The organism is Ampullimonas aquatilis (assembly GCF_049675895.1).
GTDB lineage: Bacteria > Pseudomonadota > Gammaproteobacteria > Burkholderiales > Burkholderiaceae_D > Ampullimonas > Ampullimonas aquatilis.
Genome location: NZ_CP183834.1, coordinates 759,899 through 785,771, shown reverse-complemented (window position 1 = coordinate 785,771; position 25,873 = coordinate 759,899). Strand labels below are relative to the sequence as shown.

Below are 25,873 nucleotides of genomic sequence, written 5' to 3'. Positions count from 1 at the left end.
ATAAAAAAGCGGCGTATTCTTATTGATTATAGATTTTTCAAAGCCTACCATAGGGAATAATTCATATGCATAAAATTTCATATGGAAACGAACTTTGAAGCCAGGCAACAGGTATAGCTGATTAAGTGGAAAATCTAAGCTGATTACCTAAGCTGAATAAAAAGTCGCCGCTAGTCCGAGCAATTCAGGCAAGTTGACGCCGCCCCGAGCAGCGCGCAAAACAGTACCGAGGATAACCATGGCCATGACGCCTTTTAGCAAAGACAAATATACCGCCGAACCCGCCAGCCAGGATCGCTTGGTCAGCGAAACCCGTACCACACCCAAGTTGCCCGCCGAGCTGCAACTCGCCGTTGACGCCGCCCTGTCCGAATATGTCAAACGCCCTGGTGCATTGCTGCCAATGTTGCATGCGATCCAAGATAAGCTGGGCTATATTCCAGCAGTTACCGTCCCCGTGATCGCTGCCGGGCTGAATCTGTCGCGCGCTGAAGTGCATGGGGTGATCACGTTTTATCACCACTTTCGTAGCCACCGACCAGCCCAACATCAGATTCAAATTTGTCGTGCCGAATCTTGCCAAAGCATGGGTAGTGAAGCACTGGTAGAACATGCGCAACACCGCCTGGGTTGTCAGATCCATGAACAACGTGCCGATGGTGCTGTTTCTCTCGAACCGGTTTATTGCCTTGGCCAATGTGCCACCTCGCCCGCCATCATGATTGACGACAAGGTCTATGCCAAAGTCAGCCCGGAAAAATTTGACCGCTTGATTGAGCAACTGGCGCTGAGCCACAAGGAGCTGGCATGAGCACAGCACCCGTAACATCTAGCCAGCCAGCTATTCAGATTTACATCCCATGCGATGCCACTGCGCTGGCGTTGAATGCCGATGCTGTCGCTGCGGCGATAGCCAACGAAGCCAATCTTCGAAAAATCAATATTCAAATAATTCGTAATGGCAGTCGCGGTATGCTGTGGCTGGAGCCACTGGTTGAAGTGGCAACAGCGCAAGGACGCATGGCCTATGGCCCGGTCACCGAGGCTGATGTCGCCAGCCTGTTTGATGCCAACTTTCATCTGGCCACCAGTAACAAAGCTCACCCACTGGCACAGGGTCCAACCGAAGCCATACCGTATTTGGCACAGCAAGAACGCTTAACCTTTGCCCGTGTTGGCGTGACCGATCCACTGTCGTTGACCGATTACATGGCGCACGAAGGTTATGCTGGGCTGCGCACCGCCTTGTCAATGGATGGCGCCGCCATCGTCAAGACAGTCACCGACTCTGGCTTGCGCGGCCGTGGTGGTGCAGCCTTTCCAACTGGCGTTAAATGGCAAACCGTGCTGGGCGCATCCGCCACACAAAAATATGTGGTCTGCAATGCCGATGAAGGTGACTCCGGCACCTTTGCCGATCGCATGATCATGGAAGGCGATCCCTTTGTGTTGATTGAAGGCATGACCATCGCAGGCCTGGCCGTGGGCGCAACGCAAGGTTATATCTATGTACGCAGCGAATATCCTCATGCCATTGCCACGCTCAATCGCGCTATTCAACTGGCTTATGGACAAGGTTTTTTAGGCAGCAGTATCCTCGGCTCGGGCAAGACTTTTGATCTGGAAGTCCGCAAAGCCGCCGGTGCTTATATCTGCGGTGAAGAAACCGCCATGCTGGAAAGCATTGAAGGCAAGCGCGGCATTGTGCGCGCCAAACCGCCACTACCTGCGCTGGAAGGTTTGTTTGGTCAGCCCACCATCATCAACAATGTTTTATCGCTGGCCAGTGTGCCCATCATTTTGGCGCGGGGTGCGGTGTTTTACCAAAACTACGGGATGGGTCGCTCGCGTGGCACCTTGCCATTTCAATTGGCGGGCAATATCAAACGGGGTGGCCTGGTCGAAAAGGCATTTGGCCTGACCTTGCGCCAACTGGTGATGGACTTTGGCGGTGGCACTGCCAGTGGCCGCCCGATCAAGGCGATTCAGGTTGGCGGCCCATTGGGTGCCTACCTGCCCGAATCACAATGGGACACGCCGCTGGATTACGAAGCCTTTGCCAGCTTGTGGGCAGTACTCGGTCATGGTGGCGTCGTGGTTCATGATGACAGTGCCGACATGGCTAAACTGGCACGCTATGCCATGCACTTTTGCGCAATTGAATCATGCGGCAAATGCACCCCATGCCGGATTGGCTCAACCCGCGGTGTAGAAGTGATCGACAAGATCATTGCCAACAGCAGCGAACGACCTCAACAGATTGCCCTGCTGCGTGACCTGTGCGACACCATGCTGCATGGCTCCTTATGCGCAATGGGCGGCATGACACCCTATCCGGTGCTCTCGGCACTCAATCATTTTCCGCAAGACTTTGGCGCCACCTTTGACACAACGTCGGTAACTGGCCAACAAGCCGCCTGAGGAGATTTTATGGCAACTGTTTTTACTGAAATTGATTTCGGCACACCGGCCAAGGTCTCGGATATCACTGTCACGCTCACCATTGACGGTGCAACCATCAGCGTGCCCGAAGGCACTTCAGTCATGCGCGCGGCGGTCGAAGCTGGCATCAACATTCCCAAGCTGTGCGCCACTGATAGTCTGGAAGCCTTTGGCTCATGCCGCCTGTGTCTGGTTGAAATTGCCGGCCGCAAAGGTTATCCGGCTTCATGTACCACCCCCGTGGCCGAAGGCATGCAAGTCACCACGCAAAGCGCCAAGCTGCAAGCCTTGCGCAAGGGCGTGATGGAACTCTATATTTCCGACCATCCACTGGATTGCCTGACATGCGCCGCCAATGGCGACTGCGAACTGCAAGACATGGCTGGCGTAACCGGCTTGCGGGAAGTACGTTATGGCTATGCCGGTGACAACCATTTGAATAGCAGCAAGGATGAATCCAATCCCTACTTTACTTACGACCCGTCCAAATGCATCGTGTGCAATCGCTGTGTGCGAGCCTGTGAAGAAACCCAGGGCACCTTTGCGCTGACCATCTCGGGACGCGGCTTTGAATCACGCGTATCCGCCGGACAAAATGAAAATTTCATGGAATCCGAATGTGTCTCGTGTGGTGCTTGTGTGCAAGCCTGCCCGACCGCCACCCTGCAGGAAAAATCCATCATCATGATGGGCCAACCCGAGCATAGCAAAGTCACCACCTGTGCTTATTGCGGTGTGGGCTGCGCCTTCAAGGCCGAGATGAAAGGCAATGAAGTGATCCGCATGACGCCATATAAAGATGGCAAGGCCAATGAAGGTCACTCGTGCGTCAAAGGTCGCTTTGCCTGGGGCTACGCCACCCATCAAGACCGCATCACCAAGCCGATGATTCGCAAACATATCAGCGATCCCTGGCAGGAAGTGTCATGGGATGAAGCCATTCAATATGCCGCTGCCGAATTCAAACGGATTCAGGCCAAGCATGGCATTAACTCGATTGGCGGGATAGTCTCGTCACGCTGCACCAATGAAGAAGACTTCCTCGTGCAAAAGCTGGTGCGCGCGGCCTTTGGCAATAATAATGTGGACACCTGCGCCCGGGTTTGTCATTCTCCCACTGGATATGGTCTCAAGCAAACATTGGGGGAGTCGGCTGGTACGCAGACTTTCAAGTCCGTTGAAAAGGCCGACATCATCATGGTGATTGGTGCCAACCCCACCGACGGTCATCCGGTATTTGCTTCGCGCATGAAAAAACGTTTGCGTCAGGGCGCGCAACTGATTGTGATTGATCCGCGCAGGATTGATCTGGTCAAGTCACCCCACATCAAGGCCGCCCATCATCTGCAACTCTTGCCCGGTACCAATGTGGCCATCATCAGCGCATTGGCGCATGTGATAGTCACTGAAGGCTTATTGCATGAAGACTTTATTGCCGAGCGTTGCGATACCAAGTCGTTTAACGAGTGGAAGGCCTTTGTCGCCCGCCCCGAAAACTCGCCCGAAGCCATGGCTGCCGTGACCGGGGTGGCCGCCGACGAAATCAGGGCGGCGGCACGTCTGTATGCCACACCAGGTAAAAATGGCGCGATCTATTATGGGCTGGGCGTGACCGAACATGCGCAAGGTTCCACCATGGTGATGGGCATTGCCAACCTGGCCATGGCCACGGGTAATGTCGGTCGTGAAGGCGTGGGCGTGAATCCTTTACGCGGCCAAAATAATGTCCAGGGCTCGTGCGATATGGGTTCTTTCCCGCATGAGCTGCCGGGCTATCGCCATGTTTCTGACAGCACTACGCGCAGCCTGTTTGAAGCTGCCTGGGGGGTGACGATTCAGGCCGAGCCCGGCTTGCGCATTCCCAATATGTTTGATGCTGCCGCCGATGGTAGCTTTATGGGTCTGTACTGTCAGGGGGAAGACATTGTGCAGTCCGACCCCAATACCCAGCATGTGGCTGGCGCCCTCTCGGCAATGGAATGCATTGTGGTGCAAGACATCTTTTTGAATGAGACCGCCAAGTACGCCCATGTGTTTTTACCGGGCTCGTCCTTCCTCGAAAAAGACGGCACCTTTACCAATGCCGAACGACGTATTTCCCGCGTGCGCAAAGTCATGCCGCCACTGGCTGGTTATGCGGACTGGGAAGTGACGCTCCTGCTATCCAAGGCGCTTGGCTATAACATGCATTACGATCATCCCGCCGCGATCATGGATGAAATTGCCCGTCTCACGCCAAGCTTTCATGGTGTCAGTTATGCCAAGCTCGATCAACTCGGCAGCATTCAATGGCCCTGCAATGAGGCCGCACCGGAAGGCACGCCCACCATGCACATTGATCAGTTTGTGCGCGGCAAGGGGCGTTTCATCATCACCCAATATGTGGCTAGCGATGAGAAAGTCACACGCAAGTATCCTTTGATTCTCACCACTGGACGGATTCTTTCGCAGTACAACGTGGGTGCGCAAACACGGCGCACGCCCAATAACCAATGGCATCATGAAGACTTGCTGGAAATTCATCCCCATGATGCCGAAGAGCGTGGCATCAAGGATGCCGATTGGGTAGGCATTCAAAGCCGGGCCGGCGAAACCGTGTTGCGCGCGCAGATCAGTGAGCGCATGCAGCCAGGCGTGGTCTACACCACCTTCCACTTTCCTGAATCAGGTGCCAATGTCATCACCACCGAGAGTTCGGACTGGGCCACCAACTGCCCTGAGTACAAAGTGACTGCGGTGCAAGTCATGCCGGTGGCGCAACCGTCTGAATGGCAAAAAACCTATAGCCGCTTCAGCAAGGTTCAGCTTGATTTGCTGGCGCAAGCTCAGCATGAATCGACAACCGGCGGAGTAAACAATATGCAGGGCGTGGGTAATCCTTAAGTGATCCATGACCGATTGAATCCAACACCATGAAAACGCATCCACTGATTCCCGCCCTGCCACTTGCCAGCGATGTCGCGCAAGGTGCGGCCAGCTTGCCAGTTGATCGCTGGCGTGCCGACCACTGGCACCACGAAATCGACACGCTGGCTGAAGAAGTACCCGTGGCCTTGCAGTTCAATGGCATCAGTCATGCCGTCATGCTCGCCACACCGGCCAATCTTGAAGAATTTGCGCTGGGCTTTGCCTTGAGCGAAGGCATTCTTGATCAGCCTGCCGATTTATATGATATTGAAATCAGCCAGAGCGAGCTTAGCCATACCATTGGCATGACCGTGGCCATGACTGTCGCCAGCTCCGCCTTTGCCAGACTCAAGGAACGGCGGCGCAATCTGACCGGCCGTACCGGATGCGGCCTGTGTGGTACCGAAAGCCTCGAACAAGCGATACGCACCTTACCGGCGGTCAGCACGGTCACTCAGTCATCCGGTGGTCAGCCAGCCACCCGTCATATTGCCTTACCCATTATTCAACAAGCCTTGCAGCAATTAAACAGCGCTCAACCATTGCAGCAGCAAACTGGTGCCACCCATGCGGCAGTCTGGTTTAATGCGGCTGGCAATTTGCTCTGTGCGCGTGAAGATGTGGGCCGCCATAATGCGCTCGACAAATTAATTGGCGCGTTGGCGATGATGCAGGCCAATCTAGCCGATGGCTTTGTGGTGATCACCAGTCGCGCCAGTGTCGAGATGATTCAAAAAGCCGCCTGTATGGGTATGCATACCCTGGTGGCCGTATCGGCCCCCACGGTGTTGGCAGTGCGTACTGCGCAGCAATTGGGCATGACGCTGATTGGCTTTGCGCGTGGTCAGCAACTGGTGGCTTATGCTCATGCGGGCGAATTGCTGGACCCGCCGCTGGCACATACTACGATGCCTGCCACAGGGCCAAGCAAGGTGTTCAATGAATGAGATTGTCAATCGGACATGTCATGTGGCATGAGTGATTTTGTTTAAATTTCAAATATGTGGCGATTTTTCATCATCGTATCAAAGGTTGAAGATGCATAGTGTCAATGCAAGACCGCAAGAGCAATTGCTTGAGATGAATCGTTTAAGTGCAACGAGTAGTTCAATGTCGTCAAAGCCGTTTCAGACAGCCCATTTTGCTAAAAGAAAGAATACCGATGGATATCAATAATCTGGTACAGATGGCCAATCGGATTGGCGATTTTTTTGCTGCACAACCCGATCGGCAAGAAGCCATGAATGGCATTGCCCTGCATCTGCAGCGTTTTTGGGAACCGCGCATGCGCAAGGCCATGCTGGCTTTTATTGATGGACAAACCCAAAGCAAGGATGGTCTTGAACTCCATGAACTGGTGTTGCAAGCCATTTTGACGCATCGCGCCGAGCTGACGCCCAAGACTTGAAAACGGTTGGGAACCAAAATAGTTTGCAGAACATATACTCTGCACCTGTATTTTTACATAATCAATAAATACGCACTCAAGAAGATTAAATTAACCCATACTCCCTAAAATTAGATCAAGGCAGCCACAGTTCTAAACACTGCGGCCAGCCCTGACCAGGAGACAGCATGCCATCAGTAAGTCTTGTAGGGCAGAAATTTGCCCGACAGTACAACATTGACGCGATCACCTTTAGGGTCAGGTTCGCGCTGGATGTCCATGGAAAAATCAATCGCGCTCATGATGCCGTCACCAAACTCTTCATGGATGAGTTCCTTGATGGTGGTGCCATAGACGCTGACGATCTCGTACCAGCGATAAATCAGCGGATCAGTCGGCACCGCAGTGGGCAAAGAGCCCTTGTAAGGCACCACCTGCAACCACTGCTGCTCCTCGCTGGTCAGATCAAAGATATCGCCGACGATGGTGGCCTGCGCCGCCGTGAAAGTCATCTGCCCCAGACAGGCTGCCGTGGTCCACTCTTTTGAAAGGCCCAGCTTGCCAGCTACTGATTCCCACTTGATGCCCTTGCTGACTTTGTTGCTGATGATTTTTTCTGTCACATCATTGCGATTCATGGTCGATCCTCTTGGTGATTGTCGTGCCAATAATGGTCATGCAAAAAACGGTTGGCCGCGCCAGATACGCGGTTCATCGGATTTGCCTCACCGGCTTCAAAGAGCAAACTCCGTGCAAGCAATACCTGGCTGGCAAGCCTTGAAAAATAAGGCTTGCGCACTCAGTGCACGGTTTAAGGACAATCTTTGGTGCAGACCATGCAGCAGGTTCATGCTGCATGAGGGTGCATCCCAATTAACCCTGGCACACAAACTTGGCACGCTACCGAGCAACCCGTCGCGTTCACTCAATTTGCTGGTTTTACCGCAGCAGCACTTCTACAATGCCCGACCCCGCAGCACACCAGTAGCATTCACACCCAACCTCATTTCCAACAACCAGGAGACTTCACCATGACCAATGCCGTCATTCCATCCACGGTCGGCTTGTTCGACAAGGAACGCACCATCGCAGGCAGCGGCTTTAACCGCTGGCTGGTACCACCGGCGGCGCTGGCCATCCATTTATGTATTGGCATGGCCTATGGTTTTTCGGTGTTCTGGCTGCCGCTTTCCAAAGCCATTGGCATCAAAGATCCGGTTGCCTGCGCGGCCGACATGGGTCTCATGGCCGAAATCTTTGCCAGCACCTGTGATTGGAAAATCTCCATGCTGGGCTGGATGTATACGCTGTTTTTCGTCTTCCTCGGTTCCTCCGCAGCCATCTGGGGCGGCTGGCTGGAGCATGCTGGCCCGCGCAAGGCGGGTGTGGTTTCTGCGATTTGCTGGTGCGGTGGCCTGGTGATCTCGGCGCTCGGTGTTCATCTGCATCAGATCTGGCTGCTCTGGCTGGGTTCAGGATTGATCGGTGGGATCGGCCTTGGACTGGGCTATATCTCACCCGTCTCCACCCTGATTAAATGGTTTCCAGATCGGCGCGGCATGGCGACCGGCATGGCCATCATGGGCTTTGGTGGCGGCGCGATGATCGGTGCCCCATTGGCCGACCGGCTCATGAAGTTTTACGCCACACCCACCTCAGTTGGCGTATGGGAAACCTTTTTAACCATGGCCGCCATTTACTTTGTCTTCATGATGGCCGGTGCCATGGGTTATCGGGTTCCGCCATCAGGCTGGCAACCGGCTGGCTGGACACCACCGGCAACCAATGGCAACAGCATGATCACGCAAAAACATGTCCATGTAAAACGGGTCTGGGGCATTCCACAATTTTGGCTTGTATGGGGTGTGCTGTGCCTGAACGTGTCGGCCGGGATTGGTATTTTGGGCATGGCCTCACCACTGCTGCAAGAAGTGTTTGGTGGCAAACTGCTGGGGCTCGACCTCGGCTTTAACGACTTGAATGTCGATCAGAAAAAACAGATCGCCACCATCGCTGCGGGCTTTACCGGCCTGTTGTCACTATTCAATATTGGTGGTCGTTTTGTCTGGGCATCGTTCTCTGACAAGATCGGTCGCAAGCTCACCTACTTCACCTTCTTTGTACTTGGTTTTGCTCTGTACGCCGCCATTCCCTGGACGGCCCATCACGGCATGCTCGGTTTATTTGTTGGCTTCTTTTGCATTATTTTGTCGATGTATGGCGGCGGCTTTGCAACGGTACCCGCGTATCTGGCCGACCTGTTTGGCACGCAAATGGTGGGCGCCATCCATGGCCGTCTATTAACCGCCTGGGCAACCGCTGGCGTGCTGGGCCCGGTATTGGTCAACTACATTCGTGAATATCAGCTCGATCATGGTGTGGCCAAGGCACAAGCCTATGACTTCACCATGTACATACTGGCTGGCTTGCTGGTACTGGGCTTTTTATGCAATCTGATGATTCGTCCGGTGGCCGATAAATACTTCATGACCGAGGCCGAACTGGCCGAAGAAAAACGCCTTGCTCACGACAAAGCCGCAGCCAGCGAAGCCCGCATGAGTGGTGTCAATACAAGTAGTGGTTCGTCCAGTTTGGTGACCGTCTTGCTGGCTTGGGCAGCAGTAGGGATACCTCTGGCCTGGGGCGTATCGATCACTATTCAAAAAGCAGCGATCCTGTTTAAATAAATTTTAAACAAGCACTGTATCAAAACGGGTACTGTGAATTTTGAACAACAGCGGCATTCATAGAATGCCGCTTTTTTTTATGCCCGAACCAAGCTGATGAGTTAACCATAAAAAAAGGGCACAAGTGCCCAAGGAGGAAGGAAAAAATTAAATCGGCACACACTGAAAGAGGCAGTGCGTGCCATCAAGACATCGAGAAGCAGACAGTATCAGAACCGTTTTAGAAAACTTGCAAGATTCTGAAATTGAGACGGTTGGACTCTTTAAAGCCATTGTGAACCGACAGGTCGCGACCATAATTAAAAATCAGTTGCGTGGTCGGACGCACAAAATACGCGGCACCCAAGGTCATCTTGCTGTTTCGCGCCTCATCATTTTGCGCCACGCCATTCACCTTGGTTTCTCCGCCTGTGGTGTAAGACAGGCCAGCACGCAGATCCAATGCCGGCGTCAGGTTGTAGCGCAAAAAGGTTTGCAATTGAAATGAGGCATCCTGTTTCATGCTGGCATTGCTGGCACCAAACTCACTGTTTTTGCCATAGACGGTGACGTCACCAATCACATCCAGCAGCAGCTTGTCCGTCAGGCCAGTAATAAAGCCACCTTGCAAAGCCAGCTTCCAGCGGTTTTCACCCAGGTTGAGTGCCTTGTTTTTATCGTAGCCACCGGTCGGTAAAAACAGAAAAGGCGTGATACCAAAATAGGTGTTGGTCTTGGGCTGATTAACCACCCAAACCGTCGCAGCCAAAATCAGATCACCGACCCCGCTGCCCTTGCCCAGCGCGCTTAAATCCCCTTTGGCTTCGAGCTGACCAAAAGGCAGCAAAAACTGCGGATCCACAATATAGCCGCCAATGTCCATATAGTGCACACCCCGCGCAATGCCCACATTGGAGTCGAGACGGGCGTTGATTGGCGCTTTTTTTCCTTGCGCATATAAAGCATCGCGTTCAGCGTGCTGGGCGTAGAGGATCGCGAGATTGGTGCCAGCTGGCAAAGCGGTGTAATCACCGGCATCCACATCCACCGCTTGTGCCTGCTGCGCAGCCACTCCTGCTAACAAGCCAAGACCAAGCATGAGGCGACGCAAGTTGCTCAAGTTACATAAACCGCTGCGACGATCAATGCTGGTGAAAGTGATTTGCGCGAACGCTGTGTGATCGGTTTTTTGCATTTTTATCTCCTGGATTAATCATTTGTTATGACATCTTTGTTGTGGCATCCTGTCGGGTAGCGGCTGGTTACGGCAATCTCACTGCCTCATTGACCCGACTGGCGCAGGCTGTTTTGCAGTTCCTGTGCCACGAACAAAAATAGTGTCAAAATCAGAAAAATAATTAATTAATTCAATAACTTGAAAAAAATAAAAACATCATCAAGTGATATGGCAAGACAGGGGGGTGAAGCGCGCAGCGCAGCAATGACTAACTTTGAGTCAACGCATATCGCCTCATTGACTTGTTTTGAGCCAGTGGCGTAAACCAGCAATTAGCGGTAAAAAGAGTGATTGAAATTTAAAGATGGTCACAAAAAATAACCATCCATATCAATAAAGACTGGCATTGAATGAGGAGACACCCATGAGACTTGCTACCGGCACACCATCACTGGAAATGTTGCGTGAACGTTTTCTTGAAGGGCAACATCTGGATACGGTCAATGTGCCGCGCACCGTGCTCAATTCCTGGAGCCGCTCGCATCGTTACGGTTTAGCCAGTAGTGACAAAGTGATTTTCAATGCGGTCAGCCGCGCCGAAAAAAAACAGATTGAAGAAAAGCACCGTGACCTGATTGAGCGCACGCAAACCGATATGAGCAGTCTGTTCAGGGCAATTGGTGACAAAGACTGGATCATTGCCTGTCTGAATACCCAAGGTGTGGTGGTCAATAGCCTGGGTGCGCAACGTGCCAGCACGCGGGCGCTGGAAGCGGCGTTTCGGGTGGGCGTCAACCTAGCCGAAAATGTGGCGGGCACCACCGGCCCGGCCTGTGTCCTGGTCGATCATAAACCGGTGATTGTGCAAGGTGCCGAACACTATTTGCGCGAGGCCCAGGGCTTTACCTGTGTGTCGGTGCCGATCTTTAAACCAGACGGGCAACTGTATGGCGTGCTGGATGCCAGTTGCAATATTGGCGGCTCGCCAGTGCTGGTGCGTGATTCACTGATGATTGCCGCCCGCGCCACCGAAAACCGGCTTGTCACCGATATGGAACATGCCATTCTGATGCACTTTCATTTTCGGGCTGATGTCCTGGGCACCCCCTTTGAAGGCATTCTGGCGCTCAATGAAGCCGGTGACATCATTGGCAGCAACCAGACTGCACGACAAATTTTGGGGCAGGAACCCAGTTTGCCAGCAGGCTGGCATATGGAGTCGGCCTTTGAAATCAGCTTTACCCAATTACGCGATAGCGTGATCGCAACCAGACAAACCGCGCCGATTACCCTGCGCACACAGCAGTCGGTCAGCATTCAGGCACGCTTTGATTCTGGCTTGCTGGCCAAACGTAGCGATGCCCCACGCACGACACCGACTGCATCATTGTCATCGGCTAAACTGGTGCGCCCTGCAGCACAGGCCAATGCGCCGGTCTTTACCGATTTGAGCGCGCTGCTGAATCGTGCCCAACGCGCTTTTGCACGCGATGTACCGATCCTGATCAACGGTGAAACCGGTACCGGCAAGGAAGTCTTTGCCCAGCAACTCCACGCCCAGGGGCCACGCCGCAGCGGCAACTTTGTCGCCATCAATTGCTCGGCCATACCGGCCACGTTGATTGAAGCCGAACTGTTTGGTTATGAAGACGGCGCCTTTACCGGCAGCCGCCGCGGTGGTGCCAAAGGACGACTGGAAGAAGCCAATGGTGGCACTTTGTTTTTGGATGAAATTGGTGACATGCCGCTGGAACTGCAAAGCCGACTCTTACGGGTTTTGCAAGAGCGCAGCCTGACACGACTGGCCGGCAACCGCAGTATTCCACTGGATTTATCGCTGATCTGCGCCACCCATCGCGACCTTGCAGCGATGGTCACAACACAGACATTTCGTGAAGACCTGTTTTATCGCATCAATGGCCTGCAGGTTGGCCTGCCCGCTCTGCGTGAACGCAAAGATTTGCCTGAACTGATTGAGCATCTGCTGGCCCAGGCTACCGCGGGTTATGCCCCCTTAAGCCTCAGCGAACACGTACAACACAGCTTGTTGACTTATCATTGGCCCGGCAATATCCGTCAACTGCAAAACGTGCTGCGTCTGGCTGCCATCATGGCCGAAGATGAGCGTGTGATCGAGTTACCGCACCTGCCCGATGATCTGCAAAAGGCCCTGAATGAACAAGCGCTCAATGCTGCTGAATTGCAGAACACCAACCCAACCCAGCCCACCATGAAAAACACGGATGCCCTGCCACAGCAATCTTTGCAAACCACCGAACAGCAAGTCATTCTTGCCGCGCTCGAGTTTCATCGTGGCAACCTGTCTGCCACTGCCAAGAGCCTGGGCATTGCGCGCGCCACGCTGTATCGCAAGCTGAAGATGAACAAGAGCAACGATCATTGAACCTGAACACGCAATCATTTGAGTTGATCAACCTGGCAGCGACGCGTTGATCAACCGACCATCTTTGTCAGATTGTGGATGCTTGATCTGCCTGCATAGAAGGCATTGGCATATACAGCATTGAAATGATTCTTTGTCTGACTGTCTGGTAATAACTACGATAGTCTCATTTCAATCACAACTTGCCATCATGACCACCACTCACGTTTTACCTGCACTGGACTCTTCAATTCATTCAGACCAGTCCAACGGCAGATTCAGGCTGAAGGCATCTATCACCAGTATCATGCTGCTCTTCTCCATCCCGGCAGCCCATGCGACCAATGGTTATTTTTCACATGGTTATGGTGTCAAAGCTGAAGGCATTGCCGGCGTTGGCATCGCCTTGCCACAAGACTCACTCGCGGCTTCCACCAACCCTGCAGGGCTGGCTTGGGTGGGTAATCGTCTTGATGTGGGCGGCACGCTGTTTGTACCCAATCGCCACAGTGATATCACGGGCAACGGCGCTGGCCCTGACAGCGCTTTCAGTGGTAATGATCGTGAGCTGTTTCTTTTACCCAGCCTGGGCTATAGCCGCGTGATCAGGCCTGATCTGGTCGCGGGGATTGCGGCGTATGGTAATGGTGGACTCAATACCGATTACAAAAACAATCCTTATGCACGCTTTGGCGCAACCGGCTCGGCTGGCGTCAACTTGGCGCAGCTATTCATTACGCCATCAATCGCCTGGAAGATCAATGAACGCAATGCACTGGGTCTTGCAGTGAATCTGGCTTATCAACGCTTTTCAGCCAAAGGACTCAATGCGTTTGCTCCATTTTCCAGCAATCCTGGCAAACTTACCGACCAAGGTAATGACAGTGCAACCGGTGCCAGTCTGCGCCTGGGTTGGACTGGTCAGCTCAACGACCAGCTGACGCTGGGCGCAACCTGGCAATCGCACACCAGCATGGGCAAATTTGATAAATACCAGGGCCTGTTTGCCGATGGCGGTGGCTTTGACATTCCTTCTACTTATGGCCTGGGCATCGCCTATCAAGTCAACCCGCAGTGGACTGTCGCTGCCGATGTACAGCGCATTTTGTATAGCAAGGTGAACTCGGTGGGTAATGACGTGGCCAAACTGTTTGCAGGTGTACCACTCGGTGCCAGCAATGGCCCCGGCTTTGGCTGGCGTGACATCAATGTACTCAAGCTGGGCGCGCAATATCAGTACAGCCCCAATTTGATTCTTCGTGGTGGTATCAGTAAATCCGGTCAACCGGTTCCCGCCAATCAAACCCTGTTCAATATTCTTGCCCCTGATGTCGTGGAACTGCATCTGACTTTGGGTGGCACCTGGCAACTGGATAGCCATAATGAAATCAGCGCATCCTATCTGCATGCCTTTAATAAGCGTGTCAGTGGCAGCAATGCCATTCCACCCAGCTTTGGGGGCGGCAACGCCAATATCGAGTTGAGTGAAGATGCATTGGGTCTGTCATGGAGTCATCAATTCTGACAACACCAGCAAGTCGGCAAGGCCGCCATTATCAAAGATAACAAGCAGCATACAATGCGAGGATATTCACTCACTGCTTGCCATCATGTCTGCCTTGCATAGCCCACTCATCAATTCTGTCGTGCAATTCTGGTTTGAAGAAATCGATTCTTCCTGCTGGTTTGAACAGAACGACAGTTTTGATGCGATGCTACGTGATCGCTTTGCCGAACTGCATCGGCAGGCCTGCCACGGAGAACTGTTTGGCTGGCGTGATACGGCACTGGGTCGACTTGCCGAGATCCTGATACTGGATCAGTTTTCACGCAATCTGTATCGTCAGCAACCACAAGCCTTTGCCTATGATGGTATGGCGCTGGTATTGGCACAAGCAGCCATTGCGGCTGGCGCACCCATGCAGCTCAGTTTGGATCAGCGGCGCTTTTTATATATGCCGTTCATGCACAGCGAATCTTTGATCATCCACGATATGGCCCTGCATCTGTTTAGTGAGCCCGGTATGGAATTCAATCTCGATTATGAACAGCAACATCGTGCCATCATCGCCCGCTTTGGCCGCTATCCGCATCGTAATCAGGTATTAGGGCGACATTCCAGTGCCGAAGAATTGGCATTTCTAGCGGAGCCTGGTTCCTCGTTTTGATGAACCATCAATATCACCAAATAGAGTGCTCAGGCAGCTAGTCACCAGTGATCATGCCGATCACGTCGCTCCTGTCGATAATTGGTGACTTCCAGTCGAATCCCATCCGGATCAGCAAAATAGGTCGCCCAATAATCAGGGGCATGGTCAGGATACAAACGCGCGGGCGTTGCATGAATACCAGCGGCCAATAAAGCATTGGCAATTTCTTCCACCTCGGCAATGCTGTCCACCCGCAAACAAAAGTGGTGCAGCCCTGGTGCATAAGGTTCATGCGAGTGAACCACCCGTTGCGGCCGCAAGACATAACCAAAATGGCGATTGAAATATTGAATATGTGGCTCGCCATTCAGAGCAAAACTGTTCTTGCGAAATCCAAGAATATCCCTGAGCAACACATCATAAAACTGCTCGGATCGAGACAGGTCAGAAACTGTGATGTAGATGTGGTCGATACCGGTGATGGTGGCCATGGATTGCGTTCTTTAAAAGGTTGTACGAGCTGTCAGTAAGCAGTTCAATGAGATACTCATCTCATCGACTGAATTAGACAACACATTTCAAGCAACAGCAATTCACACACCGAGCTTGGCGTAAACCACCTCGTTGTATGAATTAGCCACTGTCACAAAACTTTCATTGACCGCCATTATTATTTCCATATAATTGGAAATATGGAAATTAAACAGGCAACTCTGACTTTGAGTGCGTTGGCACAGGAAACGCGTTTGGCGATTTTTCGTCTATTGGTGCAGGCTGGGCCAGCGGGTTTGCCTGTCGGGCAGATTGGTCAAACGCTGGATTTGGCGAATGCGACGCTGTCATTTCATTTGAAGGAACTCGCGGGTGCAGGCTTGGTGAGTGCCACGCCGCGAGGCCGCTTTATAGATTACGCAGCCAATTTTGCGACGATGAATGATCTGCTCGCTTATTTGACCGAGCATTGTTGTGGCGGTGTAGAAACCTGTGAGATGCCGGTGATAAAACAATCGGGCAAAAAGACGGTTACCGCCAATAATCTTGCCAGCAATGGCAAAACTAAAGTGGTAGCCGCTGGCAAATCAGTCGACACCAAGGATAGTCAAGCCAAGCCTGCCAGCAAACGCAAGACACTCACTTGCTGCTAAAGCAATTTCTGCCGCAGCTTTAATAATTGGATATTGTTTTCAATGTAGTCCGCCACATGGCCACCTTGGTCTTGCGGGAATCACCAACAGGAGATTTGTATGAAACGCTTTCACGTGCATTTGTCAGTAACCGATCTGGCCGCCAATATCCGTTTTTATTCAGCCCTGTTTGGTGTTGAACCCACCGTTAGCAAAGAAGACTACGCCAAGTGGATGCTCAATGATCCGCGTATCAACTTTGCCATTTCATCACGCAGTGCCGATGTTGGCTTGAATCACCTGGGCTTTCAGGTGGATGCGGCTGAAGAACTTGATGGCTTGCGCCAACAGGTCAGTCAGGCCAGTGAGGCGGCTGCGACCGAATTGATTGAGCAGAACGAGGCCGCCTGCTGCTACGCCATGTCCAACAAGTATTGGAGTACTGACCCGCAAGGCATTGCCTGGGAAACCTTTCAAACCCTGGATACGATTCCGGTATTCGGCGAAAGCGATACGTTGCCGACTGATGATACCGCTCAATCAGCTTGCTGCGTGCCATTGGCACCGGCCAAAGCGGCTGTAGCAGCGCCAGCAACAGCAACGTCTGCCAAGGCGCCCTGTTGCGTACCAAGCGCTGCACCTAAGGCGGGAGGCGGTTGCTGCTAAATTAACCTGGCACTGCGAATGGCATTCATTGGCAGTGAATGAACGAGCACGATTAATAATCACGAATTTAAATATTTATTGTTATATAAAATTTCATCATGAGCCAATCTCACTACAACATCCTGTTTTTATGCACGGGTAATTCGGCACGCAGCGTGATGGCCGAAGGCATTGTCAATGTGCTCGGCAAGGGCCGTTTTACAGCCTACAGCGCTGGCAGCCAACCAACTGGTCGCGTCAATCCGTTTGCGATTGAAAAGCTGGCCGGTATTGGCTACGATACGGGCAACTTACGCAGCAAAAACTGGGATGAATTTGCCGTGCCGGGCTCACCCGAAATGGACTTCATCATCACCGTCTGTGACAACGCTGCTGGCGAAGTCTGCCCCTTCTGGCCGGGCCAACCTGCTACCGCACACTGGGGCTTTGCCGACCCAGCTGCGGTAGAGGGCAGTGACGATGACAAGCGCGAAGCATTCAATTTGATTTTTCAACAAATTCGCAATCGTGTGATGGCTTTTCTGGCATTACCGCTGGAAAAACTGGATGATGCGGCGATTCATCATCATATGAAACAAATTGGTGAGCAGACACCATGAACCAAGCCAGCGCCGAACCGACACTGGCCTTAAGTCTGGCCCCAAGTTATTCCTTATCTCAGCAATTGATGGCAGAAGCGCTGGGTACGGCGCTTCTGCTGGCGGTGGTGGTGGGCTCGGGCATCATGGGCGAAACTCTGGCTGATGGCAATATCGCAGTGGCTCTGCTGGCCAACTCAATCGCGACCGGTTGCGGCTTGTATGTACTCATCACCCTGCTGGGGCCAGTCAGCGGTGCACATTTCAACCCATTGGTGAGCCTGCTCACAGTGTTGAATCGTGAGATGAGTCTCACCCAGGCTCTGGCATTTATTGCTGCACAAATTATTGGTGGGCTGCTTGGTGTAGCAGCCACCCATGGCATGTTTGATCTGTCATTATTCAGCGCTTCGCAACATGTACGCAGCGGCTGGTCGCAATGGTGGGCCGAAGGCATTGCCAGTTTTGGCCTGTTGCTGGTGATTGTACAAGGCGTGCGTACGCAGGCCAATGGCGTGGTGCAGATCGTGCCCAAACTGGTTGCCTGCTATATCACGGCAGCCTACTGGTTTACCGCTTCGACTTCGTTTGCCAATCCTGCCGTGACGATTGCCCGCGCCACCACCGATACGTTTGCCGGCATCCGCCCAAACGACGCACCCGGCTTTATTGCCGCACAACTCGCAGGCTTGTTGGTAGCATGGTTATTTACCAGCCGTTTTTTCAGGCCGACGCTGGCACGATAAAATAGCCATTCAATCATTTTATTGAAAATTTCAATGTCAACCATCACCATCTATCACAACCCCGCCTGCGGCACTTCACGCAACACCCTTGGTCTGATTCGCAATAGCGGTGTCGAGCCGACCGTGATTGAATATCTCACCACACCGCCCGACCGCGCCACGCTGACCAGTTTGATTGCCACCATGGGCATCCCGGTGCGCGAGGTGATTCGCACCAAGGCTGCACCCTATGAAGAGCTGGGGCTGGCCGACCCAAAATGGACCGACGAGCAATTGATTGACCAGATGTTGCAGCACCCGATTCTGATTAACCGCCCCATCGTGGTGACCGAACTGGGCACCCGTTTGTGCCGCCCATCTGAGGCCGTACTGGATATTTTGCCGCAGCCACAACAGGGCGCTTTCAACAAAGAAGACGGTGAACCAGTGATTGACCAGCACGGCCAACGCATTCCCAGCAAGTAAGTCCAAACCTCGTTTATTGGGGGGTATATTCAATATTTACCTCCTTAAGTGCTAATATATTGGTGTTATTTTTATACACCAGACGAGTATATACATGCGCCGTGCGCTTCGCTGGGACATCTTTTGTACCGTGGTCGACAACTATGGCGACATCGGCGTGTGCTGGCGACTGGCACGCCAACTGGTGGCCGAGCAGGGGCAACAGGTGCGCTTGTGGGTAGATGATCTGGCCGCATTTAACCGACTTTGCCCCACGCTGGACATGACGCAAGCCGCGCAAGTCCAGGCTGGCGTGACCATTCTGCGCTGGCAGCGTGACGCGCCCATGAACGTGGCTGCCGCTGATGTCGCCAATGTGATTGTTGAGGCCTTTGCCTGTGAATTGCCACCCGCCTACCTTCAGGCCATGCAAGCCAGCATGGCGCAGCATCAAGTCAACTCGCCCGATCAGCCAGCGCCATATATCTGGATCAATCTCGAATATCTGAGTGCCGAGCCTTGGGTCAAGGGTTGTCATGGCCTGCCCTCCCCGGTGAGTCAATCCGGTGGCGCAGTCTTGCCACCCAAATACTTTTTCTTTCCGGGTTTTGCAACGGGCACCGGTGGGTTGTTACGTGAAGCGGAACTATTAATGCGCCGCGATGCGTTTTTGCAAAACCCGGCACATCGTCAACAACTCACCGCCCGGCTCTATCTGCAGCTTGGTGCTGCCGCTCCGCAAGCCGATGCCATCAAGGTGCTGTTGTTTAGCTACCCCAATCCACATTTGGTCGAATTACTACAGGCCTGGATCGACAGTCCGCAGCCGGTGCATGTCTGGGTGCCCGAAGGCCCGGTACTGGAAGCGATTCGCCAATATTTCGACAGCGCACCACGCACCAAGGCATTTGCCCAAGGCAATCTGACTTTGGTACGCATGCCATTTTTGCCCCAACCCGATTTTGACACCCTGCTCTGGGCCTGTGATTTGCTGATGGTGCGCGGCGAAGACTCCTTTGTACGCGCGCAGTGGGCGGCCCGCCCACTGGTTTGGCATATTTATCCGCAAGAAGCAGCGATTCATCATGACAAGCTGGCGGCATGGCTGACTGCTTATCGCCAGCAGCTGGATGCACCGGCGGCTCAGGTGCTGCATGATCTGCACGCCCGCTGGAATGCCCTGCCTGCCGAGGCGCAGGACGCCAGCCACACCTCGCCTTCGTCGGTCTTTGCCAACGCTCCCAGTTTTGCAGAAAGCTGGCCAAGACTGCTCAAACAGCTACCCAATCTGACCCAGCACGCCATAGTGTGGGCCAATCACCTCACGCAACTTGGTGATTTGGCTGACAATTTGGCTAAATTTGTGCAAGGTAAGTTAGAATAATGGGCTGTAGTAAAACGGCGTCATCAAAAATGAGTGGTTCAGTGAATAGTCAGTGCGACCAAACCGCACCACCTCAACGTCGGCTCCCGCGCATTACAACGCGCTCCACAGAATATTTAATGGTACTTATTTAGCTCAGTCATTATGAAAATCGCACAAGAACTCCGCACTGGTAACGTATTCATGAACGACGGCCAACCCATGGTTGTCCAGAAAACCGAATACAGCCGCTCAGGCCGTAACGCCGCCGTGGTCAAGATGAAAATGAAAAACCTCTTGACCGACGTGCCTGCCGAAGCCATCTTCAAGGCCGACGACAAGTTTGACGTGGTCGTACTGGATCGCAAAGAATGCACCTACTCCTATTTGGCTGATCCCATGTACGTGTTCATGGATGCCGAATACAACCAGTACGAAGTCGAATCTGACAATATGGGCGATGCCCTCCATTACCTGGAAGAAGGTATGGCCGTGGAAGTGGTTTTTTACAACGATAAAGCCATCTCCGTAGAACTTCCTACTATCGTCGTGCGCGAAATCACCTATACTGAAGGCGTTGCGCGTGGTGATACATCAGGCAAAGTCATGAAAACTGCCAAAATCAACACTGGCTACGAATTGCAGGTTGCGGCATTCTGCGAAATTGGCGACAAGATCGAGATTGATACCCGTACCGGCGAATTCCGTGGCCGCGCCAAGGCGTAACACGCAATATAGCAGTACCAAAATATAAACCCCTGTAAAAGGAAAAGCCACCGCAAGGTGGCTTTTCTCTTTTGGGTGGCGCCGAATTGATGGACACGCATGACCATCAATTCATCAGCTTTTCAATACCGACACAAACTATTAAAAAATGGCCCTTCTCTTGGCGCCAAATCATCGTCACACAATCGACATAATTCATCCGTAACATTTCACACTTGTTAAATAAATTCACTATTGACCTCCGTAAAGCTAAAACCATTGGCACAACCAAGATGTATCTCAATGCTATTGAATCCTAAAACTCTAAAAAACTCACCGCCCCAGCGCCAGTTTATTTTTATTCAAGAAGGCCACTTACAAGAAGCACCCACTGTACGTAATCTCTTACGCCAGATTGACCCCGTACCACACGAAACACATTGCCAATTGATTCTGGCCCGCTTTATTCAAGACGATGCCATATACGCACTACCTGTTGTCAATGACAATCGAAAAACCATTGGACTATTGGATCGCAAGCATTTTATTGAATTTTTCAGTAAACCGTATAGCCTGGAAATTTTTGGCCGACGCCCAATCCAGGAGTTAATCGTTTATCAAGAATATAAGAACCTGCCACCCATCATTGTCGATGAGTCCTGCACGATTGAAGATATCGCTCAGATCATTATTGATGCTGGCATGCAACACATGGTCACGGGATTTGTTGTCAGCAGCCAAGGACGATATCTAGGTATTGCCAATGGACATGATCTGCTAAACATCATTACTCAGCGAAAGCAGGCAGAACTGTATTACCTGGCCCATTACGATAACCTGACTGGCTTACCAAATCGCATGCTCTTGTGCGATCGACTCGAACAGGCATGTCGTGATGCACAAAGAAAGAGCTCGCTGGTCGCCCTGTTATTCATCGATATAGATCGCTTTAAACATATCAATGATTCGCTCGGACATAGTGCAGGCGACGCCATACTGCGCAAAATTGCTGAACGACTCAAGGATGTAGCAAGACGGACAGATACCGTAGCCAGACTGGCAGGCGACGAATTTGTGATCTTGATGGAAGATTTCATGGACTCAACCATGATTGATATGCTCGCACAGCGGCTACGCGACTGTGTTCAGACACCGATCGAAATGTTTGGTCATTCATTAGTGGTCACAGTTAGCATTGGCAGTGCACTCTACCCCAACGACGATACCAGCTTTAGTCCATTGCTGGCCAAAGCAGATGCCGCCATGTATGAAGTTAAATCGAGTGGGCGCAACGGATATCGCGCCTATTCAGCATCCACGATCATGTACAACCCTGCAAGTATGCTGATTGAAAATGATTTGCGACTGGCCATTGAACGTAATGAACTAGTACTTCATTTTCAACCCCAGATAGACTTGATCAGCCATGCAATTTGTGGTGTTGAAGCCCTGGTTCGCTGGAATCATCCACAACAAGGTCTTGTTTCACCTGCTGAATTTATCCCCATTGCCGAAGAAAGCGGGCTCATCGTGCCACTAGGTGAATGGGTTTTGTGCGAAGCGCTTCGACAACTTAAAATCTGGCAAGAATTAGGTATTCCACCGATAAGAGTTTCGGTGAACATGTCAGCACTTCAGTTTAATCAACGTCAATTCCCAAGCTTTCTCAAGGCTCGGCTTGAAGAATTTCAGGTAAACCCACAGCAGCTTGAGTTGGAGCTGACAGAAAGTTTGCTCATGCACAATGTCGATGATGTGCTGTTGACATTGCAAGAAATCAAACAACTTGGTGTCAGTCTGGCTATTGATGATTTCGGTACTGGCTTTTCAAGCCTGAGTTATCTGCGCCGTTTTCCAATTGATCGACTAAAAATTGATCAATCATTTGTTCGTGACATTGAGCAAACACCTGTCAATGAGTCCATTGCCCGCTCCATCGTCGCACTTGCCAATAGTCTCTCACTAGAAATTATTGCTGAAGGTATTGAGACACAATCCGAACAAGCAATACTCAAACATATGGGCTGCACAGAAGGGCAAGGTTATCTGTTTGCAAAACCTTTGTCGGTCAACGAACTCATCAATTGGTTCCGCAATCATCAAGAAATTTGAACTAAAAAAAGGATGTGACTGGAGAACCACATCACATCCCTAACAGTGATCCAACGAGGAGACGATCACTGACATGCACGAAGAGACTGGTTATGCACGTCAACCATGCTGCATATAAACCACCTGAGTTTCCATATACTCATATAAACCATGTTTACCATCTGCGCCACCAATACCGGATTTACGTCGTCCAGCATGAAAACCCTGCATGGCTTCAAAGTGTTCACGATTGATATAGGTTTCACCAAACCTCAGATCACGGCAGGCGCGCATGGCCGAATTGAGATCATTGGTAAAGATTGAGGAAGTCAAGCCATACTCTGAGTCATTTGCCAAAACAATTGCTTCATCAAGACTATCAATCTGCTGTATCGGTAGGACTGGGCCAAAAATTTCCTTCCGCATGATTTCCATATCAGAACTGCAGCCAGTAATGACTGTCGGCTCATAATGAAAACCAGATGGCCGGTCGGCCATCTTGCCACCAAGAATAACCTCGGCACCTTGTTGACGCGCCTTGGTAACCATAGCAGCTACTTTTTCAAGTCCGATCTGATTGACTAAGGGACCCATGTCTAGATCCAATGTAACCATAGGATCACCATAACGAGTTGCCGCCATCCGTGTCTGCACCTTATCGATAAAGGCATCTGCAATTGAGCGCTCTACATACACTCGCTCCGCGGCATTGCAAACTTGCCCGGTGTTAAGGACCCGTGAATCAACAATTGCTTTTGCTGCAAGATCCAGATCTGCACTGGCCAGCACAATAGCCGGCGCTTTGCCACCCAGCTCCAGATTGACACGAGTCAGATTCATTGCAGCAGTTTGCATGATGGTCGTGCCAGTTTGCACGCTACCTGTAAAGCTGATCAGGCCCACATCCTTGTGACGACATAGTTGATTGCCAACCGTGGCCCCACGTCCACCAACCAGATTGAAAACACCCGCTGGCAACTCAGTCTGTGCCACTAGTTTGGCAAATTCAAAAGCATTGATGGGCGTTTCTTCACTGGGCTTGATTACGATGGTATTACCAGTGATCAGTGCCGGTGCCAGCTTGCGAGCAATCAAAAAGAATGGGAAGTTCCATGGCAGGATTCCAACTGTGACACCGATTGGACGACGCATCAAAAAGATGCTTTCACCCTGACGATCACTGGTTATGACTTCGCCCTCAATACGACGCGCCCACTCTGCCATGTAATCAATATAGTCAGCAGTAAAGTCAACCTCAACACGAGCCAGACCGAGCGTCTTGCCCATTTCACGGGTAATAATTTCTGCAAAATGCTCTTTATTTTGTCGAATTTTGCTGGAGATATTCCGTAAAAATCTGGCTCTTTGAATAGCTGGTGTTTTTTCCCAGGCTGGCTGCGCACAACGTGCTGCATCAACTGCAGCATTGACTTCGTCCTCTGATGCACTAGGAATCAATGCCAGCAGTTCATGTGTTGCTGGATTACGGACCTCTATTGCACTTACCATATCGGCAGGTATAAATCGGCCATTAATAAAATTTTCATAAAGTGTGGTCATTGAAGTTCTCCTCTGTAAATATCAATCAAATTGGCCGAGCTATTTTTTTGCCGGCAAATTCCGAAGCAAAACCAAATACCAGACCAACAACCCAAGTCAATACAACAAAGCCGATGCTGACATCAATCTTTCCACCAGAACCAAAAAATGATGCAGCACCAAGAAAAGCTGCTGGGGTATAGGATAGTGCCGGGATATCAGCCATCGCCACCAACACAAAAGCGAGTACCGTCACAAGAACAATTAAAGACATCAGGCCACCACCCATAAACTGCACCCCTGCCAGCGTTATTGCTGTAAGAAGAATACCGGCAATGCCACCAGTCAAAGCCTTTCCCAAACCACTCGTACCACCACCGGCTGCAAAAAAAGCCGCCCAGGCCACGAAGCCGATCCATGGATTGAAACCCAAGGAAGGATTACCAACGCTTAGGTACACCCAGACCCCAACCAGTAATGCAATACTCATTGCCAGCGCATGAAGAATTTTCATTTTGCGTCTCCTTGATTAGGATAAAAAGTTGGGTATCAACAAATACCCAACTTGTGATTTACCAAACGTAGGCGTACTTGATATTGAAGCTATCGTTAGCCGAATGATTCTTAGCATCAAGTGTGGTTGCATAACGTAGTGTGATGGACTGATTGTCAAAGGTATGCAGTACGACACCCAGGCCAGCGTCCAAAGCAAAGCCATCAGGATTAGCACCACTTCCCTTGATTTTTTCGTAATCAACTGCAATGAATGGCTCAATTAGACTGGTCGCTCTGTAACCAAGACGTTGATTAGTATGAAAACTATTACCAGGTTTCACACCATTGTTCTTGGAACCTTGAAAAACCATGCCTGCATCAGCTGTCCAGCCCCACTGATCTGTCAAACGAACATCCCACAAGAAACTGGACAGATTTTTCCAGTTGGTATCACTCACGCTGTTATCACCAACCGGTACCTGAACAAATGATTGAAAACCAAAGGTAGAGGTAGGGCTTGGTTTCATCCAAATCGCAAAGCCGGTCAATGGATCGCCAAATCCACTGGCTGAACCAACCTGGTTACGCACGCCAATCTCAGGAACGATCACCTCATATGCCAAACCGATATCAGGATGACCTTCGGGCGTCCAAAAACGAACATATTTGGATAAACCAACAATTGTCTGCGCGCCAGAACCAGCCACTTTGTCACCGTTATTGTTATATGTTTTGCTATCGTCCTGCACATAACCATACTGAACAAACACATTGAATGGCTTGAAATTGACTGGCAATTCATACTCGTGAGGACCAATGACATCAAAGGTTGTAGCAGCATGAGCAGCGGGTATTACTGCTCCCAACAGACTCATCATGGCGATACTGGCCAGCACCTTCTTTTTGCCAACGATCATTACGCGTTTTTGTTGTTTCATTTTCTATCCCTCTTGAATTTTTGACGTAAGCACTCCCTACCGTACAGCAAACAGCTACACGGGGAAACACTT

The 25,873-nt window shown here is 51.5% G+C and carries 22 protein-coding genes and 1 pseudogene; 17 read left to right on the top strand and 6 right to left on the bottom strand.

Annotation, left to right across the window (positions count from 1 at the left end):
* Nucleotides 1–238 precede the first annotated feature (238 nt).
* From ACMYR3_RS03610 to ACMYR3_RS03590, 5 genes are all read left to right on the top strand, one after another.
* Nucleotides 239–811, top strand: a complete 573-nt coding sequence (locus ACMYR3_RS03610; RefSeq protein WP_424194598.1) for a formate dehydrogenase subunit gamma — start codon at nucleotides 239–241, stop codon at nucleotides 809–811.
* Nucleotides 808–2,421: a formate dehydrogenase beta subunit gene (locus ACMYR3_RS03605; protein WP_424194596.1), complete on the top strand. Its 1,614-nt coding sequence runs from the start codon at nucleotides 808–810 to the stop codon at nucleotides 2,419–2,421. Before ACMYR3_RS03610 ends, ACMYR3_RS03605 begins: the two co-directional genes overlap by 4 nt.
* 9 nt (nucleotides 2,422–2,430) lie before the next feature.
* Nucleotides 2,431–5,325 carry a formate dehydrogenase subunit alpha gene (gene fdhF / locus ACMYR3_RS03600; protein ID WP_424194594.1) on the top strand — a complete coding sequence of 965 codons (2,895 nt, stop codon included), beginning with the start codon at nucleotides 2,431–2,433 and terminating at the stop codon, nucleotides 5,323–5,325.
* Between the two features lie 29 nt (nucleotides 5,326–5,354).
* On the top strand, nucleotides 5,355–6,296 hold the full coding sequence (gene fdhD / locus ACMYR3_RS03595) for a formate dehydrogenase accessory sulfurtransferase FdhD (protein ID WP_424194592.1): 942 nt from the start codon (nucleotides 5,355–5,357) through the stop codon (nucleotides 6,294–6,296).
* Between the two features lie 215 nt (nucleotides 6,297–6,511).
* Complete coding sequence (locus ACMYR3_RS03590; protein ID WP_424194590.1) at nucleotides 6,512–6,757, top strand: formate dehydrogenase subunit delta; 246 nt, start codon at nucleotides 6,512–6,514, stop codon at nucleotides 6,755–6,757.
* A gap of 173 nt (nucleotides 6,758–6,930) precedes the next feature.
* On the opposite strand, the gene cynS is transcribed toward ACMYR3_RS03590, so the two are convergent.
* Nucleotides 6,931–7,374, bottom strand: coding sequence for a cyanase (cynS, locus tag ACMYR3_RS03585; RefSeq protein WP_424194588.1), 444 nt, complete (start codon nucleotides 7,372–7,374; stop codon nucleotides 6,931–6,933).
* A 393-nt stretch (nucleotides 7,375–7,767) separates the two neighbouring features.
* Here cynS and ACMYR3_RS03580 point away from each other — a divergent pair, with 393 nt between their 5' ends.
* Complete coding sequence (locus ACMYR3_RS03580) at nucleotides 7,768–9,423, top strand: OFA family MFS transporter (RefSeq protein ID WP_424194587.1); 1,656 nt, start codon at nucleotides 7,768–7,770, stop codon at nucleotides 9,421–9,423.
* 220 nt (nucleotides 9,424–9,643) lie between these two features.
* Here ACMYR3_RS03580 and ACMYR3_RS03575 read toward each other — a convergent pair whose 3' ends face one another.
* Nucleotides 9,644–10,501, bottom strand: coding sequence for a transporter (locus ACMYR3_RS03575; RefSeq protein WP_424196346.1), 858 nt, complete (start codon nucleotides 10,499–10,501; stop codon nucleotides 9,644–9,646).
* A 502-nt stretch (nucleotides 10,502–11,003) separates the two neighbouring features.
* On the opposite strand from ACMYR3_RS03575, the gene ACMYR3_RS03570 reads away from it, so the two are divergent.
* From ACMYR3_RS03570 to ACMYR3_RS03560, 3 genes are all read left to right on the top strand, one after another.
* Complete coding sequence (locus ACMYR3_RS03570; protein WP_424194586.1) at nucleotides 11,004–12,983, top strand: sigma-54-dependent Fis family transcriptional regulator; 1,980 nt, start codon at nucleotides 11,004–11,006, stop codon at nucleotides 12,981–12,983.
* Nucleotides 12,984–13,173: 190 nt separating this feature from the next.
* Nucleotides 13,174–14,487 carry an OmpP1/FadL family transporter gene (locus ACMYR3_RS03565; RefSeq protein ID WP_424194584.1) on the top strand — a complete coding sequence of 438 codons (1,314 nt, stop codon included), beginning with the start codon at nucleotides 13,174–13,176 and terminating at the stop codon, nucleotides 14,485–14,487.
* Between the two features lie 85 nt (nucleotides 14,488–14,572).
* Nucleotides 14,573–15,130: a DUF924 family protein gene (locus ACMYR3_RS03560; RefSeq protein ID WP_424194582.1), complete on the top strand. Its 558-nt coding sequence runs from the start codon at nucleotides 14,573–14,575 to the stop codon at nucleotides 15,128–15,130.
* 41 nt (nucleotides 15,131–15,171) lie between these two features.
* Here the strand turns inward: ACMYR3_RS03560 and ACMYR3_RS03555 are convergent, their stop codons facing one another.
* The gene (locus ACMYR3_RS03555) at nucleotides 15,172–15,603 is read right to left on the bottom strand and encodes a VOC family protein (RefSeq protein ID WP_424194580.1); all 432 of its coding nucleotides are present in this window, start codon (nucleotides 15,601–15,603) and stop codon (nucleotides 15,172–15,174) included.
* Nucleotides 15,604–15,804: 201 nt separating this feature from the next.
* Here ACMYR3_RS03555 and ACMYR3_RS03550 point away from each other — a divergent pair.
* The 8 genes and pseudogenes from ACMYR3_RS03550 to ACMYR3_RS03515 form a co-directional block, all read left to right on the top strand.
* Nucleotides 15,805–16,086, top strand: a pseudogene (locus ACMYR3_RS03550) (ArsR/SmtB family transcription factor); the annotation flags it as partial.
* A 270-nt stretch (nucleotides 16,087–16,356) separates the two neighbouring features.
* On the top strand, nucleotides 16,357–16,902 hold the full coding sequence (locus ACMYR3_RS03545) for an ArsI/CadI family heavy metal resistance metalloenzyme (protein WP_424194578.1): 546 nt from the start codon (nucleotides 16,357–16,359) through the stop codon (nucleotides 16,900–16,902).
* 98 nt (nucleotides 16,903–17,000) lie between these two features.
* Nucleotides 17,001–17,501 carry an arsenate reductase ArsC gene (locus tag ACMYR3_RS03540; protein ID WP_424194576.1) on the top strand — a complete coding sequence of 167 codons (501 nt, stop codon included), beginning with the start codon at nucleotides 17,001–17,003 and terminating at the stop codon, nucleotides 17,499–17,501.
* A complete protein-coding gene (locus tag ACMYR3_RS03535; protein WP_424194574.1) occupies nucleotides 17,498–18,226 on the top strand; it encodes an aquaporin in 729 nt (242 codons plus the stop codon). The genes ACMYR3_RS03540 and ACMYR3_RS03535 overlap by 4 nt, the downstream gene beginning before the upstream one ends.
* A gap of 33 nt (nucleotides 18,227–18,259) precedes the next feature.
* Nucleotides 18,260–18,691, top strand: a complete 432-nt coding sequence (gene arsC, locus ACMYR3_RS03530; RefSeq protein ID WP_424194573.1) for an arsenate reductase (glutaredoxin) — start codon at nucleotides 18,260–18,262, stop codon at nucleotides 18,689–18,691.
* A 94-nt stretch (nucleotides 18,692–18,785) separates the two neighbouring features.
* Nucleotides 18,786–20,054, top strand: coding sequence for an elongation factor P maturation arginine rhamnosyltransferase EarP (gene earP / locus ACMYR3_RS03525; protein WP_424194571.1), 1,269 nt, complete (start codon nucleotides 18,786–18,788; stop codon nucleotides 20,052–20,054).
* A 144-nt stretch (nucleotides 20,055–20,198) separates the two neighbouring features.
* Complete coding sequence (efp, locus tag ACMYR3_RS03520; protein WP_424194569.1) at nucleotides 20,199–20,759, top strand: elongation factor P; 561 nt, start codon at nucleotides 20,199–20,201, stop codon at nucleotides 20,757–20,759.
* A 282-nt stretch (nucleotides 20,760–21,041) separates the two neighbouring features.
* Nucleotides 21,042–22,850 carry an EAL domain-containing protein gene (locus ACMYR3_RS03515; RefSeq protein ID WP_424194567.1) on the top strand — a complete coding sequence of 603 codons (1,809 nt, stop codon included), beginning with the start codon at nucleotides 21,042–21,044 and terminating at the stop codon, nucleotides 22,848–22,850.
* A 99-nt stretch (nucleotides 22,851–22,949) separates the two neighbouring features.
* Here the strand turns inward: ACMYR3_RS03515 and aldA are convergent, their stop codons facing one another.
* The 3 genes from aldA to ACMYR3_RS03500 are packed head-to-tail and all read right to left on the bottom strand — an operon-like array spanning nucleotide 22,950 to nucleotide 25,801.
* Nucleotides 22,950–24,389, bottom strand: a complete 1,440-nt coding sequence (gene aldA, locus ACMYR3_RS03510; protein ID WP_424194565.1) for an aldehyde dehydrogenase — start codon at nucleotides 24,387–24,389, stop codon at nucleotides 22,950–22,952.
* Between the two features lie 25 nt (nucleotides 24,390–24,414).
* A complete protein-coding gene (locus ACMYR3_RS03505) occupies nucleotides 24,415–24,882 on the bottom strand; it encodes a DUF1097 domain-containing protein (protein WP_424194563.1) in 468 nt (155 codons plus the stop codon).
* Between the two features lie 58 nt (nucleotides 24,883–24,940).
* Nucleotides 24,941–25,801, bottom strand: coding sequence for a transporter (locus ACMYR3_RS03500; protein WP_424194561.1), 861 nt, complete (start codon nucleotides 25,799–25,801; stop codon nucleotides 24,941–24,943).
* Nucleotides 25,802–25,873: the final 72 nt, after the last annotated feature.